Source organism: Vibrio sp. S11_S32 (genome assembly GCF_014694465.1).
Classification (GTDB): Bacteria; Pseudomonadota; Gammaproteobacteria; order Enterobacterales; family Vibrionaceae; genus Vibrio; species Vibrio algicola.
In genome coordinates this window covers 33126-48940 of the sequence record NZ_JAAUWS010000002.1, presented here as the reverse complement: position 1 = coordinate 48940, position 15815 = coordinate 33126, and the positions used below count along the sequence as shown (strand labels likewise).

16 protein-coding genes are annotated in these 15815 nt (G+C 43.1%); 8 read left to right on the top strand and 8 right to left on the bottom strand.

Features of this window, described 5'->3' with window-relative positions; genetic code table 11:
- Positions 1-32: 32 nt before the first annotated feature.
- Entirely contained in the window at positions 33-908 is an 876-nt protein-coding gene (gene znuA, locus HC723_RS01895) for a zinc ABC transporter substrate-binding protein ZnuA (protein WP_233282229.1), read from the bottom strand.
- Positions 909-1135: 227 nt separating this feature from the next.
- On the opposite strand from znuA, the gene HC723_RS01890 reads away from it, so the two are divergent.
- Both HC723_RS01890 and HC723_RS01885 read left to right on the top strand, forming a co-directional pair.
- Complete coding sequence (locus HC723_RS01890) at positions 1136-1576, top strand: DUF1007 family protein (RefSeq protein ID WP_190338024.1); 441 nt, start codon at positions 1136-1138, stop codon at positions 1574-1576.
- A 195-nt stretch (positions 1577-1771) separates the two neighbouring features.
- Positions 1772-2836, top strand: coding sequence for a nickel/cobalt transporter (locus HC723_RS01885; protein WP_190338022.1), 1065 nt, complete (start codon positions 1772-1774; stop codon positions 2834-2836).
- Positions 2837-3283: 447 nt separating this feature from the next.
- Here the strand turns inward: HC723_RS01885 and efp are convergent, their stop codons facing one another.
- Positions 3284-3850, bottom strand: a complete 567-nt coding sequence (efp, locus tag HC723_RS01880; protein WP_153447816.1) for an elongation factor P — start codon at positions 3848-3850, stop codon at positions 3284-3286.
- A 33-nt stretch (positions 3851-3883) separates the two neighbouring features.
- Between efp and epmB the strand changes: the two genes are divergently transcribed.
- Positions 3884-4972 carry an EF-P beta-lysylation protein EpmB gene (gene epmB, locus HC723_RS01875; protein WP_190338021.1) on the top strand — a complete coding sequence of 363 codons (1089 nt, stop codon included), beginning with the start codon at positions 3884-3886 and terminating at the stop codon, positions 4970-4972.
- Positions 4973-5000: 28 nt separating this feature from the next.
- Entirely contained in the window at positions 5001-5942 is a 942-nt protein-coding gene (locus HC723_RS01870; RefSeq protein ID WP_190338019.1) for a LysR family transcriptional regulator, read from the top strand.
- A 173-nt stretch (positions 5943-6115) separates the two neighbouring features.
- Here HC723_RS01870 and HC723_RS01865 read toward each other — a convergent pair whose 3' ends face one another.
- From HC723_RS01865 to HC723_RS01855, 3 genes are all read right to left on the bottom strand, one after another.
- Positions 6116-7366 (bottom strand): uracil-xanthine permease family protein, encoded by a 1251-nt coding sequence (locus HC723_RS01865; RefSeq protein WP_190338017.1) that lies wholly within the window; start codon positions 7364-7366, stop codon positions 6116-6118.
- A gap of 208 nt (positions 7367-7574) precedes the next feature.
- A complete protein-coding gene (locus HC723_RS01860; RefSeq protein ID WP_190338015.1) occupies positions 7575-8438 on the bottom strand; it encodes a general secretion pathway protein GspB in 864 nt (287 codons plus the stop codon).
- Positions 8438-10177: an AAA family ATPase gene (locus HC723_RS01855; RefSeq protein WP_190338013.1), complete on the bottom strand. Its 1740-nt coding sequence runs from the start codon at positions 10175-10177 to the stop codon at positions 8438-8440. Before HC723_RS01855 ends, HC723_RS01860 begins: the two co-directional genes overlap by 1 nt.
- A gap of 172 nt (positions 10178-10349) precedes the next feature.
- Here HC723_RS01855 and HC723_RS01850 point away from each other — a divergent pair, with 172 nt between their 5' ends.
- Positions 10350-11576, top strand: coding sequence for a multifunctional CCA addition/repair protein (locus HC723_RS01850; RefSeq protein WP_190338153.1), 1227 nt, complete (start codon positions 10350-10352; stop codon positions 11574-11576).
- Positions 11577-11731: 155 nt separating this feature from the next.
- Entirely contained in the window at positions 11732-12502 is a 771-nt protein-coding gene (locus HC723_RS01845) for an undecaprenyl-diphosphate phosphatase (RefSeq protein WP_190338011.1), read from the top strand.
- Between the two features lie 107 nt (positions 12503-12609).
- Here the strand turns inward: HC723_RS01845 and folK are convergent, their stop codons facing one another.
- Together folK and folB are read right to left on the bottom strand one after the other, a co-directional pair.
- Positions 12610-13098, bottom strand: coding sequence for a 2-amino-4-hydroxy-6-hydroxymethyldihydropteridine diphosphokinase (folK, locus tag HC723_RS01840; protein ID WP_190338009.1), 489 nt, complete (start codon positions 13096-13098; stop codon positions 12610-12612).
- Complete coding sequence (folB, locus tag HC723_RS01835) at positions 13095-13454, bottom strand: dihydroneopterin aldolase (RefSeq protein ID WP_153447824.1); 360 nt, start codon at positions 13452-13454, stop codon at positions 13095-13097. Before folB ends, folK begins: the two co-directional genes overlap by 4 nt.
- Before the next feature lie 138 nt (positions 13455-13592).
- On the opposite strand from folB, the gene plsY reads away from it, so the two are divergent.
- Entirely contained in the window at positions 13593-14189 is a 597-nt protein-coding gene (gene plsY, locus HC723_RS01830) for a glycerol-3-phosphate 1-O-acyltransferase PlsY (RefSeq protein WP_153447825.1), read from the top strand.
- 131 nt (positions 14190-14320) lie between these two features.
- Here plsY and tsaD read toward each other — a convergent pair whose 3' ends face one another.
- A complete protein-coding gene (tsaD, locus tag HC723_RS01825; RefSeq protein WP_153447826.1) occupies positions 14321-15340 on the bottom strand; it encodes a tRNA (adenosine(37)-N6)-threonylcarbamoyltransferase complex transferase subunit TsaD in 1020 nt (339 codons plus the stop codon).
- A 232-nt stretch (positions 15341-15572) separates the two neighbouring features.
- Between tsaD and rpsU the strand changes: the two genes are divergently transcribed.
- Positions 15573-15788 carry a 30S ribosomal protein S21 gene (gene rpsU / locus HC723_RS01820; RefSeq protein WP_153447827.1) on the top strand — a complete coding sequence of 72 codons (216 nt, stop codon included), beginning with the start codon at positions 15573-15575 and terminating at the stop codon, positions 15786-15788.
- The last annotated feature ends 27 nt before the right edge of the window (positions 15789-15815 follow it).

Genomic DNA, 15815 nt, shown 5'->3' with positions numbered 1-15815 from the left:
GGCTTATCATACGATAAAAACAGAACCCCGTCTTATCCTTGCTGTAAACACGACTTAAAACCCGTGGCGACTGAGGTTAAGAAGTTAAAATAGGCACCAGGTTCAATTTTAATATCGCTGCCAAGTGGATCAACCTCGCCATGTTTTGCCGGCGTACCCTGGATTACCGTGGTCACGATGGCTGGGGTAAATTGCGGCTCAGAAAATACGCAGACGGCTTTATGGCTCAGTAACGCTTGATGAATCTTTGCCACTGTTTTAGCGCCAGGCTTGCGCTCAGGATCAACGGTAAAATAACCTAAATTATCCAAACCAAATTTGTTTTCAAAATAATCATACCCATCATGGAAAACAAAATATCCTTGATCGCGCACTGAGGCCAATTGCTGTTGAATGCTGTCGACCGTATGTTGTAAGTTAAGTTTAAACTTCACCAAGTTGGTTTGATATTGCTCTTTATGCTGAGGATCGATTTGTGACAGACGGTTGGCTATCACCGTTGCCGCTTGCAGCGCTTGATCTGGCCCCAACCAAATATGTGGATTCAAGTCGCCATCACCATCCTCAAAATCGCCAATAGAAATTTGCCCTTCATGGGTAAAGTGCTGGAACTCAATACTAGGTTGAGCAGACAATGCCAATGAATTTGAAGCATCCGTTAAGGTATTGTTGAGAAAATGCTCTAGGACGGGCCCAACCCAAATCACTAAATCGGCTTGCTTTAACTTCACCATGTCGGAAGGTTTTAAAACATAATCGTGTGGGCTTGCGGTTTTATTCAGCAACACATCGGCTTCGGTTACCCCTTGAGTAATTTCATTACTAATCAAAGCAAGCGGCTTGATTGAAGCTAAAACCTTAGGGCTAACATCCGATTTAGCGAAACTATTATGCGTAAAAACAGTCAATAATATAACAATACATGTTTGGATCTTTGATAGAAAACAGCGCATTTCAACCTCATTTATTTATAGAAATAACAAAAATATTTATTATGTTATATCATAACAATTAAAGTGTTTCAAAATATGAATGAGAAAAAACTCTCGAAAAGGTTGGCGTGGCAAAAAGTGACAAGTACTATTCTACTTTCTAAGCCCATCATTTTTTGTCAATCAATCTAAACAGGCACCCAATGAAAGTTATCTCGTTATTTCTCTTTTTCGTCTTCCTGCCGCTATCAGCCAATGCGCACCCGCACGCTTGGATTGATATGCAAACCACATTCCATGGTGATGGGAAAAGCATTGATAAAATTTCCATGAGTTGGCGTTACGATCCGATCATCAGTGCTTATAACCTTGACGGACTCGATACGTCGCCGCCACACATAGATAAAACCTTACAATCATTGGCCGATAATGTGATTAAAAACCTGTTAAATGAGCATTACTACACCTATTTCTACCAAGGTGAGACACCTATTCGTTATTTAGAAGCGGAGCGAGCAAACTATCGCTATGATAAGAAAAGGTTGATCTTATCGTTTGATTTAGAGTTAGCTCAACCGGTACCAATCAGTAGTAAAAACCTAACCTTGAAAATATATGAACCGACCTATTATGTTGATATGTAATGGGAAAATACGTCATCAATCCAATTTTCGGATCAATTAAAATCACATTGCCAAGCATCTATTGATAAGGCCAATCCAAGTCCAAAACAAATGATGTATGCAGCCTCGCTCCCACCGGATGTAGTGCCTGACATACCACTCGGGCAGTTATTTGCCCAAACCATTCACCTTAACTGTCAATAAAGGCTGATATTCATGCTCACTATTAAACCGTCAACATCAACAGCGAAGTTGACTGCGAGAAAAACCAATCCTAATGCCCTGTTTTTTATCTTGGCATTGTTATTCACTGGTTTATTGTATTTTCTCTATCAAATCTGGCCTTACTTGCTGGTGCAAAGTATGCATTGGCAAAAAGAAATCAATGATGTACTGGCTAACTTATTGATTGAAAGTAAATCAAATAATCTGCACGCTATTTTATATTTCTCGGGGTTAAGTTTTGCTTATGGGATTTTGCACTCGCTCGGCCCAGGCCATGGCAAAGTGATCGTCACTACCTACTTATCGACCCACCCAACCAAAGTAAAAACCAGCTTATGGTTGACGGTGACCGCCTCTATCACTCAAGCGTTAGTCGCGATTTGTTTAGTCACGACATTATTATGGGTATTTAATGCCTCGATGCGTGAAGTGAACAATAAATCGTTTTATTTTATGGATGCTAGTTCGTTGATCATGGCATTACTGGGCATATTGATGATTTATAATGGGGTTAAAAACTTTGTCAAAGCGCGTAAGAATCGCGAGCCTGCCGGATTATCAATACAAAAAATGACGCCGATAACTGACGCGGCTCATTCGATGCAACCGCTCACCTCATCACTCAATCTGCAGAGTTACGATACAAACCATCAGCACGATGCAAACTGTGGTTGTGGCCACCAGCATTTCGTGGCAGCCGATGACATTAATAATGCCAATAACTTTAAACAATACTTATTGATCATTCTGGGGATAGGCATGCGCCCTTGTACGGGTGCGATCATGGTGTTGCTGTTTTCGCATGTGATGGGATTGTACTGGCTCGGGGTATTAAGCAGCTTTTTAATGGGAATAGGTACTGCGTTGACGATTTCAGCTATTGCCTTATTAACCCTGTCTGGTAAGAAGATCATTCAGATCTATCAAGGCAGCTCTCGATTTAATATGCAGTATGTCTCACTTATAGGTAAAACGGTTGCCGGCTTATTGTTGATCATTATTGGCTTGCTTATGGCGCAAACTCAGAACTTCGCCGTAGCGTCATTTTTACGCTAAATTTAAGACCAATCACTCAACTAAGCAACTGATATCAATTCCATTTAATATTTGCTCAATTTGAATACGCCGAAAAGACGCTGATCCGTCCTTGGTCGCTGAGAAAAGGCCATCCATGGCCTTTGACACTTTTCTCTGTACTCAATTTTGAACGAGCATTACATTTATGGAATGGGTATAAGCAACTAAGCAACAAAAAAAAACGAGTCACTTCAAAATGGAAGTGACTCGCTTTTTTATATCTGCCCTCGCTATCATTACCCCATCATTAAATTAATGATTAATAACAATATTAGTCATTCTGGAAACGAGGGACGAGTTATCCGGAATCTCGCTCTTAATTCATCAGTAAGATAAAAAGCGAGATCCCGTATCTTCTTCGCTTAGGATCAGGTATGGGATGACGTCTGAAACATAGAGTGTGAATTAAACTTAGTACGATGAAAATTACTTAACACGACCAACATATTCACCAGTACGAGTATCCACTTTCACTACTTCACCAATGGCGATAAAGAGTGGTACACGAACCACGGCGCCAGTGCTCAATGTCGCTGGTTTACCGCCAGTACCTTGAGTATCACCTTTAAGGCCAGGATCGGTTTCTGTTACCGCTAGTTCAACAAAGTTTGGTGGAGTGACTGTAATCGGGGTATCATTCCACAACGTTAGAGTACAAACGTCATTTTCAACTAACCATTTCGCCATATCGCCAACCGCTTTTACATCAGCTGCGATTTGCTCAAACGTTTCGTTGTTCATGAAATGGTAGAATTCACCATCGCTGTATAGGTAACCGAGTTCAACATCAACCACGTCAGCCTGTTCAAAGCTTTCACCCGATTTGAACGTTTTCTCTAACGTTTTGCCAGACAAAAGTTTGCGCAGTTTTACGCGGTTAAACGCTTGGCCTTTACCTGGCTTAACGTATTCGTTGTCGATGATTGAGCAAGGCTCATTATCCAACATGAATTTTAAACCGCCTTTGAATTCATTAGTGCTAACTGTAGCCATGATGTCCTCTTACAGATCTTTGAGTTAATTTCAATGCCGCATATCATAACCCGAAAAGTCGAGTCTGTTGAGCAAAACAGCCTAAATTCCTCGTCTTGTTGCTCACAAAAGCTATTACAAGAGCATTCTAATGACCCAAATCAATGGTTAACGCAGCTCAATGGTGCCATTTCGGATCCATTACAATTACTCGCTCAACTTGAAATTGATGCTGCGCCATGGCTTGAAGGCATAAAAGCACGTCAACTTTTTGCCCAACGAGTACCACAAAGTTTTGTCGATAGAATGGAAAAAGGCAACCCACACGATCCCCTATTGCGTCAAGTGCTGCCTTTAAGTGAAGAATTTGAAGTGCATGAAGGTTACTCAACCGACCCACTTGATGAACAAGATAACGATATTCCGGGCTTGTTGCATAAATACCAAAGCCGAGTATTAATGATAGTCAAAGGGGGATGTGCGATTAACTGTCGTTATTGTTTCCGTCGCCATTTTCCTTATCAAGATAACAAAGGCAATAAAAGCGCGTGGCAAATCAGCTTAGATTATATTGCCGCCCATCCTGAGCTAGATGAAGTGATCTTGTCGGGCGGCGATCCTTTGATGGCCAAAGATCAAGAGTTGCAATGGTTAGTTGATGCGATCAGCGCCATTGAGCATATTAAAACCCTGCGCATTCATACCCGCTTACCTGTGGTGATCCCCGCCAGGATCACTGAGCGATTATGCCAACTATTGCACAACACTCGGCTACAAGTGGTGATGGTGACTCATATCAACCATGCGAATGAGATCAATCACGATCTCACTCACTCGTTAAATAAACTCAAGCAGATTGGGGTGATGTTACTCAATCAAAGTGTATTATTAAAAGGGGTGAACGATGAGGTGCAAGCGCAAGCTAATCTCAGTCGAGCTTTATTCCAAGCTGGCGTGTTACCTTATTATTTACATGTGTTAGATAAAGTCCAAGGCGCGGCGCATTTCTTTGTTAGTGATAAGCGAGCACGAGAAATCATGGCTGGACTACTGACGCAAGTTTCAGGCTATTTGGTGCCAAAACTTGCCCGTGAAATAGGCGGAGAGAAAAGCAAAACCCCGCTCGATTTGCACTTGTCATAATTTTATTCGCATTAACGGAAGCATTGAGATGGAACTTGAAGATATCTATCGCCGCGACTTAAATCTATTAGTTGCGCTACGCATATTGATCGAAGAAGGCAGCGTCAGTAAAGCGGCGGTGCGTTTGAATCTAAGCCAGTCTGCCATGAGTCGAATTCTAGCTCGCTTACGTTTATTGCTCGACGATCCGTTATTTACCCGCCAGGGGCAATCGTTAATCCCTACCCAAAAAGCACTCGATTTTAATCGCTCTTTAACCACGCCATTAGAAAATTTACGCGATTTATTATCACCGCAAGATTTTGATCCCCAAGCTTGTCAGCAAAAATTCACTATTGCCGCGACCGATTATGCCACTCAGACTATTTTGCCGTTTGCCTTGCCACGCATCTACCAAGAAGCGCCCGACATTAGATTAGAATTGATGCCATTACAACATGGTCAATTGACTCAACAGTTGACCACCCAAGGGGCCGATCTGGCGATCTGTCGCCCAACTTATGCGGTTGCACCTTTGCACAGCGAAGTGCTTGGTAAAGTCAGTGTGTTTTGCTTAGTCTCAAAGTCTCATCCGCTGGCAGAAAAAACGCTCACTTTAGAGGATTACTTAAACGCTCGTCATGCCATGATCGCGATCAGTGACGGTGTTAAAGCCTTGATTGATGATGCATTAGCTGAACAACCCGAGATCAAACTGGTTTTACGCTCTTATCATTTAGAAGCCGCTCTTGCGATAATCAATACCGTTCCCTTGATTATCACCGTTCCGGCCGATCTGGCCTACTTAGTGGCTAAGCGTTACAACTTAATCATTAAGACCTTGCCGTTTCGTCTCGAGCCATTTGATTATTCGATGATTTGGCATGATCGCTGTCATCATTCACCCGCACAAGAGTGGCTCAGAAAAGTCGTAAAACAAGAGTGTGGCAAGTTGATCGCCGAGAGGATTGAGGTGATGGGAATAGCGTAAAATTGAGAGTTCTTAAATAGCAAAAAACACTATACATTAACTTTCTCGCTCATATTGTTGATTAAGAAAAAACGTTTAAACCCTCCTTGGGCACTTGAAAAAGAACGTCCCTGTTCTTTGACATTTTTCATCACCAACAATATAGAGAGATCATTAAGTTTCTTGAATTGGTATTATTCTTTATCCACTTCCATTTGAGCACTGTCTACTACATGGTTTTCGCCAAGATCTTTTGGCAATAGTAGATTCAATAAAATCGCCACAATACCGCTTAAGCTCACACCCTGTAAGCTAAACTCTCCAATACCAAATGCCATGCCACCGATACCAAACACTAAGGTCACCGCCACGATCACAAGATTGCGTGATTTATGCAGATCGACTTGGTTTTTAATTAAGGTGTTTAAGCCCACCACCGCAATCGAGCCGAACAATAAGGTCATAATACCGCCCATGACAGGGACAGGAATAGTTTGTAAAATCGCGCCCAGTTTACCCACAAACGCCAACACTAACGCCGTTACCGCAGCCCATGTCATGATCACTGGATTAAATGCTTTGGTCAGCATTACCGCGCCAGTTACTTCTGAATAAGTGGTATTCGGTGGCGCGCCAAACATCGATGCCGCCATAGTGGCAAAACCATCGCCCATCATAGTGCGGTGTAGGCCCGGCTTTTTAAGGTAATCTTTACCGGTCACATTGGAAATCGCCAGAATATCGCCCACATGCTCGACTGCCGGTGCAATGGCTACCGGGATCATAAATAACATGGCGTTAATATTAAACTCAGGGAAGGTAAAGTTAGGCAGTGCCAACCATGCCGCTTGTTGTACTGGGGTAAAGTCAACTACCCCCAAAAATAAACTGGCGATATAACCCGAGGTAATGCCACCTAAAATAGGCACTAACTTAAAAAAGCCTTTGCCAAATACGCTTAATAATATGGTAACGAACAGTGAAATTGCCGAGATCCACAATGCGGCATCATGCGCCACAATTTGCACCCCGCCATCACCACTTTTACCGACTGCCATGTTAACCGCTGCTGGCGCAAGCCCTAAACCGATCACCATGATCACTGGGCCAACCACAACTGGTGGTAGTAATTTATGAATAAAACCAACCCCACGAATGCGGATCACCACACCTAATAACACATAAACCGCACCGGCTGTCATCAGGCCGCCGAGCATACTTGGTACGCCCCACATTTGGATACCATAAATAATCGGAGCGATAAAAGCTAAAGAAGAGGCAAGAAAAATTGGAACGCTACGCTTAGTGATCACCTGAAAAATCAAAGTACCCAGACCGGCACCAAATAGTGCAACGTTGGGATCAAGCCCAGTTAATAACGGTACTAATACCAGCGCGCCAAATGCGACAAACAACATTTGAGCACCTTGTAAAACCTGTAACATACATCACCCTTCTTTTGATATGAAAAACAAACTCGCGAATTCTACCATCAAAAACACAACAAACATTGCGCTAAATGCTGTTATTATCAATAAGAAATCGATTACGTTGCGAAAATGGCGCGCATTTAAAAATATCAAGCCAAAAAAAATCGTGGCACTAGACCACGATTTTTATGTTTTTTCTAGATTATTTGGTAGGAAAAATTGCCTAACCACCCCATTCATATAAAGCGGGAATTTGAATATTCTGCCCATCAAAATGCACCACTAAACTACCCGGTAGAATTTTTTCTAACTGCACCGTATCGTCGATGATCCAATCTCCTTCGTGCATATCTTTGCCATTGACTTTAAGCCAACGACTGCTCGATTTAGAAGAATACATGTGCGTTTGGAAATTCATTTTAGGCAGTCGACCTTTATAGCGTTTTTCATTACCCACTAAGTTCACCATCGGCTTATCAAAAGTCGGATTAGGTTGGGGCTTGCTAGCATAAGACTTCGGATTTTTATAGGTCTGAATGGTGCTTTTTTCGCTGATTGACGTTGGCGTATCGTCTGAGACTTCTTGAGCTTCCATTGCTTGCTTAAAGCGTTCGGCAATATCCGAAGACACACCTGACATATCAATATCATCGACATTCCATGCTTGGTTTTGCTCTGATGAAGCATTGACTTGATTGGTTTTGATCACGCGACCTTGCGATTTTGATTCCTTAGGTTTACTCGCCACTGTGGTGACTTTTCTTACTGCTGGTTTTGGCTTTATTTTTTTAGCAGGTAACGGACGTAAATCCCCCACCGATGGAAAAGGTAATAACTCGGCAGTTGGCTTTGATTGCACCATCGCTGTCGGTAGTGGTTTTTCAATCGGTTTTGGCGTTATTCGTGGCTTAATCAACAACCAAGCCAGCACCACCAAACAAGGTAAAACAAACAAAGCGACCATCAACCATTTGCGCACTGTTTTTTGTACTGGAACATAACGATAACTGGCGACATCAGGCTTAGGTGGCAGTTGAGATTGATGTGCTTGTTCTGATTGTTGTAGTGCCTTCATCACTTGTGACATTAGCTCTCACTCCCAATTTTTGGAGAAACCGCTTTGGTCGGTGAAACCAACAATTGAGGGGCATTCGTATTGGAATAGCTATCGAGAAGCATCAAAGTTTTTTTACCGGCTATACCATCGACATTGATCCCTTGCCACATTTGAAAGGCTTCAACTTTACTTTTCACCCTCTGATCAAACACTGAAGTTTGTGATAATGAGTCACCTAAAACCTGAGATAACTCATTATTTAACTGAGTCACATTTGAACCACGATCATTGATTTTTAAGGTTTGATCGGCCATTTTACTATGCCAAAGTAATTGATACTCTCCGTTCCAATTCTTTGCCAACCACTGATTGGGTACTCGCACCCGTTTATCAGCTAACAACAATTCCGATTGGCTTTTATTTACTCGGTAAAGAATAGCAAAATAGGTGCGATAATTGGCTTGTAGCGTCAACATTGCCGGGCGATTGATCACTGCCAGATCATTTAAACTGCCTTTCGATTGATAGCAATATAAATCGGCTCGAACCGCTTGGTCACAATTGGCATCAGAACTATCAACTTGATAACCCCATAATGAAAATAATGACTGCATCGCACTAATTGGATTATGGCTTAATTGAATATAAGGGGAAATAAGCTGCTCAACCTGTTCGGTATTCGTGCTAATAACAGGGTCGGTTTGGTTATTTTTTTGTTGGGTTGAACTTTGATTGGATAAGGCTATTTTGGAGGTTAAACCCGTGGCTTTATTTAATAATTGCGGGGCATACAACCAAGCTGATACCGCGACCGCAACGCCAAGTATCAGACTTATGCTGTAACTCAACCAAGGTTTTTTTGACTTAGCTGCCAATTGAAAACCCTGGTGCTGTAAACCTGCATGAGTTTGTTGAGAGCCCATTCGCACCAATCCATTGGCCAGTTGAGTAGACCTAGGACGCTGAAATGTCATCACATCTTCACACGCTTTGGCGGCGATCGCCCCCGACACCATCGGCTCGCCGCCATAGTAGGCATACAACAAACATTTATCACAAACTAAATTAATCAGTCGAGGTACACCATAAGTTTGCTTGGCTATTTTTTTGACTGCTTTGGCGCTAAACATATCGTAACTGCCGCCAGCAACTTTTACTCGAAATTGAATATATTGCGCCACCTCTTGGGTGCTCAAAGGCAATAAATGATAACGACCGGTGATACGCTGAGCTAATTGGCGCAACTCTTCCGTTTGCAGTTTATATTGCAATTCTGGCTGGCCAATTAATAGCACTTTAAGTAGCTTCTGGTTTTCAGTTTCTAGGTTAGTCAATAAGCGTAACTGCTCAAGCACAGCTGCCGATAAATGCTGGGCTTCATCAATCAATAATAGGGTTTGCAGCCCTTGGCCGTGGTTCTCAAGTAGGTAGAGGTAAATCGCTTGAGTCAATTGCTTTAATGATGCCGATTCTTGATATTCAATTGAGAACTCATCACAAATCGCTTCCAATAAATCCGAACCGCTATAAGTTGGATTGAGTAATAATCCGGTTTTGACGTTATCTTCCAGTTGCGTCAACATGGCTTTGGATACCGTGGTTTTACCGGTTCCTACTTCCCCCGTTAATAACGCAAACCCGCCGCCGCCACCTAAACCGGCTTGCAAGTGATTCATCGCCTCTCGATGACGGGCACTTAAAAAGATATAACGCGAGCTCGGCACTATGGTAAACGGTAATTCTGATAGGCCAAAAAAGTCCTTGTACATGTCACACTCTCAAATCGTCGGGAGATTCACTCTCTAATGCGTCCTAAACTACACTAATCGCCACTTTATTTATAGCTACACACATGCGGTGTACTTCGCTTTCTTGTTAGAATGTTGGCATATTAGGTGTAAATGAATAGCATATTGCTAGCGAATGGAAATAGGATTGATGATGGAGATATTCTTAGTAGGCGGGGCGGTGCGCGATAAATTGCTTGGCATTGCCAGTCACGACCAAGATTGGGTAGTGGTCGGCAGTTCGCCCGAGCAAATGCTAAGCCAAGGCTTTCGCGCGGTCGGGTTAGACTTTCCGGTATTTTTACACCCCAAAACCCAACAAGAATATGCCCTTGCTCGCACAGAACGTAAATCGGGCCAAGGCTATAACGGCTTTGAGTGCTTTTACGCCCCCGATGTCACCCTCGAACAGGATTTGGCTCGGCGCGATCTCACCATTAATGCCATTGCTGAAGATGCACAAGGTACCTTGTACGATCCTTACGGTGGCCAAGCCGATCTTGAGAATAAGATCTTGCGCCACGTTTCCGACGCCTTTAGTGAAGATCCTCTGCGAGTGCTGCGTGTGGCTCGTTTTGCGGCTAAGTTAGCACCGTTAGGGTTTCGCGTAGCGCCAGAAACTCTAACCTTAATGAAAAGCATGGCAGACAGTGGAGAACTGACTCACCTAACTGCGGAACGTGTATGGCAAGAGTGGCATAAATCGTTAACAACATCCGCCCCACAAGTGTTCTTACAAGTGCTCAAAGATTGCGACGCTTTAAAGGTGATCTTACCGGAAATCGACGCATTATTTGGCGTACCTCAACCTGAAAAATGGCACCCAGAAATCGACACCGGCATTCACACTTTAATGGTGGCAGAGCAAGCGGCATTACTAAGCTCACAAGTCAGTGTCCGTTTTGCTGCTCAAGTGCACGATTTAGGCAAAGGGGTCACTCCTGAGTCCGAATGGCCAAGTCATAAGATGCATTGTCATACTGGCCTTAACTTAATCAAAGCCCTCAGCACGCGCGTGAAAGTGCCAAATGAATGCCGAGAGCTAGCACTACTGGTTTGCCAGCATCATTCCAATATTCATCGCGCGGCGGAACTAAAAGCTTCAACCGCCCTCAAACTCCTGAGTCAACTCGATGCTTGGCGAAGACCTGAACGTTTTAAGCAAGTATTACTTTGCTGCCAAGCGGACCATCAAGGGCGCAAAGGCTTGGAGCGACAACCGTATCCTCAAGCCAAGCGCCTACAAGCTTATTATCAAGCTGCAAACGCGATTGATGTCAGTGATATTATTGCCCAAGGTTTTCAGGGTAAAGCGATTCGAGAAGAGCTGGATAAGCAGCGCATTGCCAGTATTGAGCAGATCAAATTAGCACTGTCATAAGTACGATATAAGTAAGGTTATTGTCAATAACGCAAATAAGCCCGTTACAAGGTTGATTGTTAACCGTTAGCAAGGCAAAGTGTGCATAATTTTTTAATATTAACGCTAAATCGCCATTATTGATGTAATGGAATGTATAAGGATCACAACTCGATATGCATATTTTTCACGCTATTATTCTCGGTATCATTGAAGGGATCACGGAATTTTTACCTATCTCGTCGACCGGACATATGATTGTTGCCAGCCAATGGTTAAACATTCCTGATACTGCCTCAAATAAAGCCTTTGAAGTTATCATCCAAGTTGCGGCTATTTTAGCGGTCATTGCCAATTATAAAGAAAAATTCCACCCTAAATATTTCTCGTTATGGGTCAAAGTTGCAGTGGCATTTTTACCGATTGGTATTATTGGTTTCTTGATGAGTGATATTGTGAAAGCGTTGTTTAGTGTCACTATTGTTGGCACTATGTTTATTATCGGTGGTATCATCTTTATTTGGGTTGAGCGCTTTTATAAAGAAGAACAATGCCCGACTACCGATGTAAATGACGTCACCATGAAGCAAGCTATGTGGATTGGTTTTGCGCAGATTTTTGCTTTAATTCCCGGCACAAGCCGCGCGGGTTCAACCATTATTGGCGCGATGTTAGTTGGCTTGAATCGTAAAACTTGTGCTGAATTTTCATTCTTGCTTGGCTTGCCAGTTTTAGCGGCGGCATCAGGTTATGACTTATTAAAGCATTATCAAGATTTCACTAGTAGCGACTTTATCAACTTAGCAGTTGGCTTTATCACCGCATTTATCGTGGCCTACTTTGTGATCAAATGGTTTATCAATTTCTTAGCCAAATTTACCTTTGTCGGCTTCGGTATTTACCGCATTCTATTTGGTTTGTTATTGCTGGGCATGGCGTGGTTGTAATAACCCTAACCAGCTATTCATAACAGCTAAATCAAAAAAGCAGAGATCATATTCTCTGCTTTTTTTATGTTCATTTTCGAACTATTAGAACTTATTGTCATTAGAGCTTAAGGCGTAAATTTAAACTCAACCACCGTTAAACTGCCTTTGTTTTCAAACTGCTGCCATACCTTCGCAACCGTTCGGCAATCATCAGGTAAGACTAAATAAGGGTTTAGTTGATACAATGGTTTCAGCACAAATTCATAGTTGAAAATATCGCTTCGCGGTAACACTGGGTTATCGATTGAAGCCTGCTCACCAAACAGCAATATATCCAAATCAAGAGTACGATCTTGCAGCTTCTGGGCATCTTTGGCTCGACCCCATTTTAGCTCGATTTGCTTTAACCTTTGTTGCAGTTCAAGCAAAGACAGAGAGGTTTCTATCTCGATGACCAAATTATAAAAAGCATGACTATCAAAACCAACCGGCTGACACTCATACACAGCAGAACAGCGTAAGTGATTACTTACTTTTAATAATTCTTGATAGCTTGCTTGGATATGCTGATGCCGCTCAAGATTACTGCCTACCCCAATGTAAGCTAGGGTCACAGACGGCCTCGTTCAATGATCACGCCAACACCTTTAGCTTGTGGTACTGCGCCTGGTTTGGTTAAGTGGATTTTAACCCAAGGCACATTAAAGCTTTGCATAATTAATTGCGCCACTTCTTCTGCTACTCGCTCTACCAACAAGAATCGACCACCCTCAATATGCGCCAACACCGCCTGACTCACTTTGGCATAATCTAAAGCATCTTCTACATCATCACTTGAACCGGGTTTTCTATTATCATGCGCCATTTCAATAGTAAGTACTAACTTCTGCTTAATCTCTTGCTCCCAATCGTAAGCGCCAATGGTGGTGATCACTTCGAGTTGGTCGATAAATACTTTATCCAAAGCCATGTTGATTCCTTTTGATTGGTTTTTCCCCTTGAGTGTGACTGATCGGATACCCAAGCGGTATAAAAACACGTAAGATGCTGAGCATAATATTATATACCCAAGTAACTTCAAGATAATACACTACCTCCAAGGAAGACTATGAGCATAGTGGTACTCATAATGATCATTCTCGCCTATTTACTCGGATCCATTTCGAGTGCGGTGCTGATCTGTCGTGTCTGCCATCTTCCCGACCCTCGCACCCAAGGCTCAAACAACCCCGGCGCCACCAATGTATTAAGAGTCGGCGGTAAATGGGCGGCCGTTGCTGTATTATTATGTGATGTGTTAAAAGGCATGATCCCGGTATGGGCCAGTTACTTTCTTAATATTCAACCTTTAATGTTAGGCTTTATTGGCTTAGCGGCTTGTATCGGCCATATCTATCCGTTATTTTTTCACTTTAAAGGCGGTAAAGGGGTGGCGACGGCATTAGGAACACTGGCCCCGATTGGACTGGATTTAACCGGCATGGTGATCACCACTTGGTTAATGACCTTTTTCTTTACTCGTTACTCATCACTGGCGGCGATTATCACCGCGCTGTTGATCCCGTTTTACACTTGGATGGTGAAGCCGCAGTACACTATTCCGGTGGCAATGCTGTCGTGCTTAATTATCTTTCGGCACTATCAAAATATCAAACGCCTGATCGATGGCAGTGAGCCAAAAGTGAAATCGAAGAGTACGATCTAGCCCCGAATCAAAAGCATACCCAACAAAAACGGCAACCTTCAATAGGTTGCCGTTTTTAGTTTATGGATAGAGCTGAAGTTGTGGTTATACCCATTCCAGATATTTAATAATTTATCAAAATGGAGTGGGTATTACTCAGTGATCGGTTTTAATTGATCAATCGGCCAGCGAGGTTGCGCTTGCACCGATAAATCAGTCATCTCACCATTGCGTAGACGCTGCATTCCGGCATACGCGATCATCGCGCCATTATCGGTACAAAATTCAGTTCGTGGATAATACACTCCACCACCGACTTTCTTCGCGAGCGCTTCTAATGACAAGCGCAATTGCTTGTTGGCACTCACGCCACCGGCAATCACGATACGTTTTAAACCGGTTTGTTCTAGCGCGCGGCGACATTTAATCACCAAGGTGTCACATACCGCTTCTTGGAACGCATAAGCGATATCTGCGCGAGTTTGCGGATCATCGTCATTGGCGCGAATGGTATTAGCGGCAAAAGTTTTTAAACCGGAGAAACTAAAATCCAAGCCCGGACGATCGGTCATTGGGCGTGGGAATCGAAAACGCCCTTTGGTGCCCGTTTCTGCCAGCTTCGATAATAATGGTCCACCAGGGTAATCCAATCCCATCAGCTTAGCGGTTTTATCAAACGCTTCACCGGCGGCATCATCGACCGACTCCCCTAAAATAGTGTATTCACCAATCGCTTTCACTTCGACCATCATGGTGTGACCACCCGATACCAACAATGCCACAAATGGGAACTCTGGCGGATTGTCTTCTAACATTGGTGCAAGTAAGTGCCCTTCCATGTGATGCACAGGTACAGCAGGAACGCCCCACGCATAAGCCAAACTGCGGCCTATAGTTGCGCCAACCAATAGCGCCCCGACTAGTCCAGGGCCTGCGGTATAAGCCACGCCATCAATATCTTTTGAGGTTAAGCCAGCTTCTGCTAAGGCCGCCTTAATTAAAGGGATGGTTTTTTTAACGTGATCTCGCGATGCCAGCTCAGGCACTACGCCACCATAATCGGCGTGTAATTTTACTTGGCTGTACAGTTGATGTGATAACAAACCCTGTTGTTCATCAAAAATAGCGATGCCAGTTTCATCACACGATGTTTCAATTCCTAAAATGCGCATAAAATTTCTCACGACCAATGGTGTCGAATAGTTGATTTTTCTTAAATTATGGGTAATCTTACCGCCTCGGAAAAAAATTAACCAGTTCTTACCTTGATAATGCTTTACAAATAGGTAGTGATCGGATTAAAATTCCGCACCATTTTGATCTGGCTGATTAATATCTACTCTAACTTTTTAGGGTCGATTGTAAGAATCAGCATTAAATAATAACCCCTGAGGTGAAAGGCATATGCCAGTAGTTAAAGTACGTGATAACGAACCGTTTGACGTAGCATTACGTCGTTTCAAGCGCTCTTGCGAAAAAGCAGGTGTTCTTTCTGAAGTGCGTCGTCGTGAGCATTACGAAAAACCAACAACTGTACGTAAACGCGCTAAAGCAGCAGCTCAAAAGCGTCATGCTAAGAAGCTGTCTCGCGAAAACGCTCGTCGCGTTCGCTTGTACTAATAACTTATTCCAATTAAGGACTGAGTT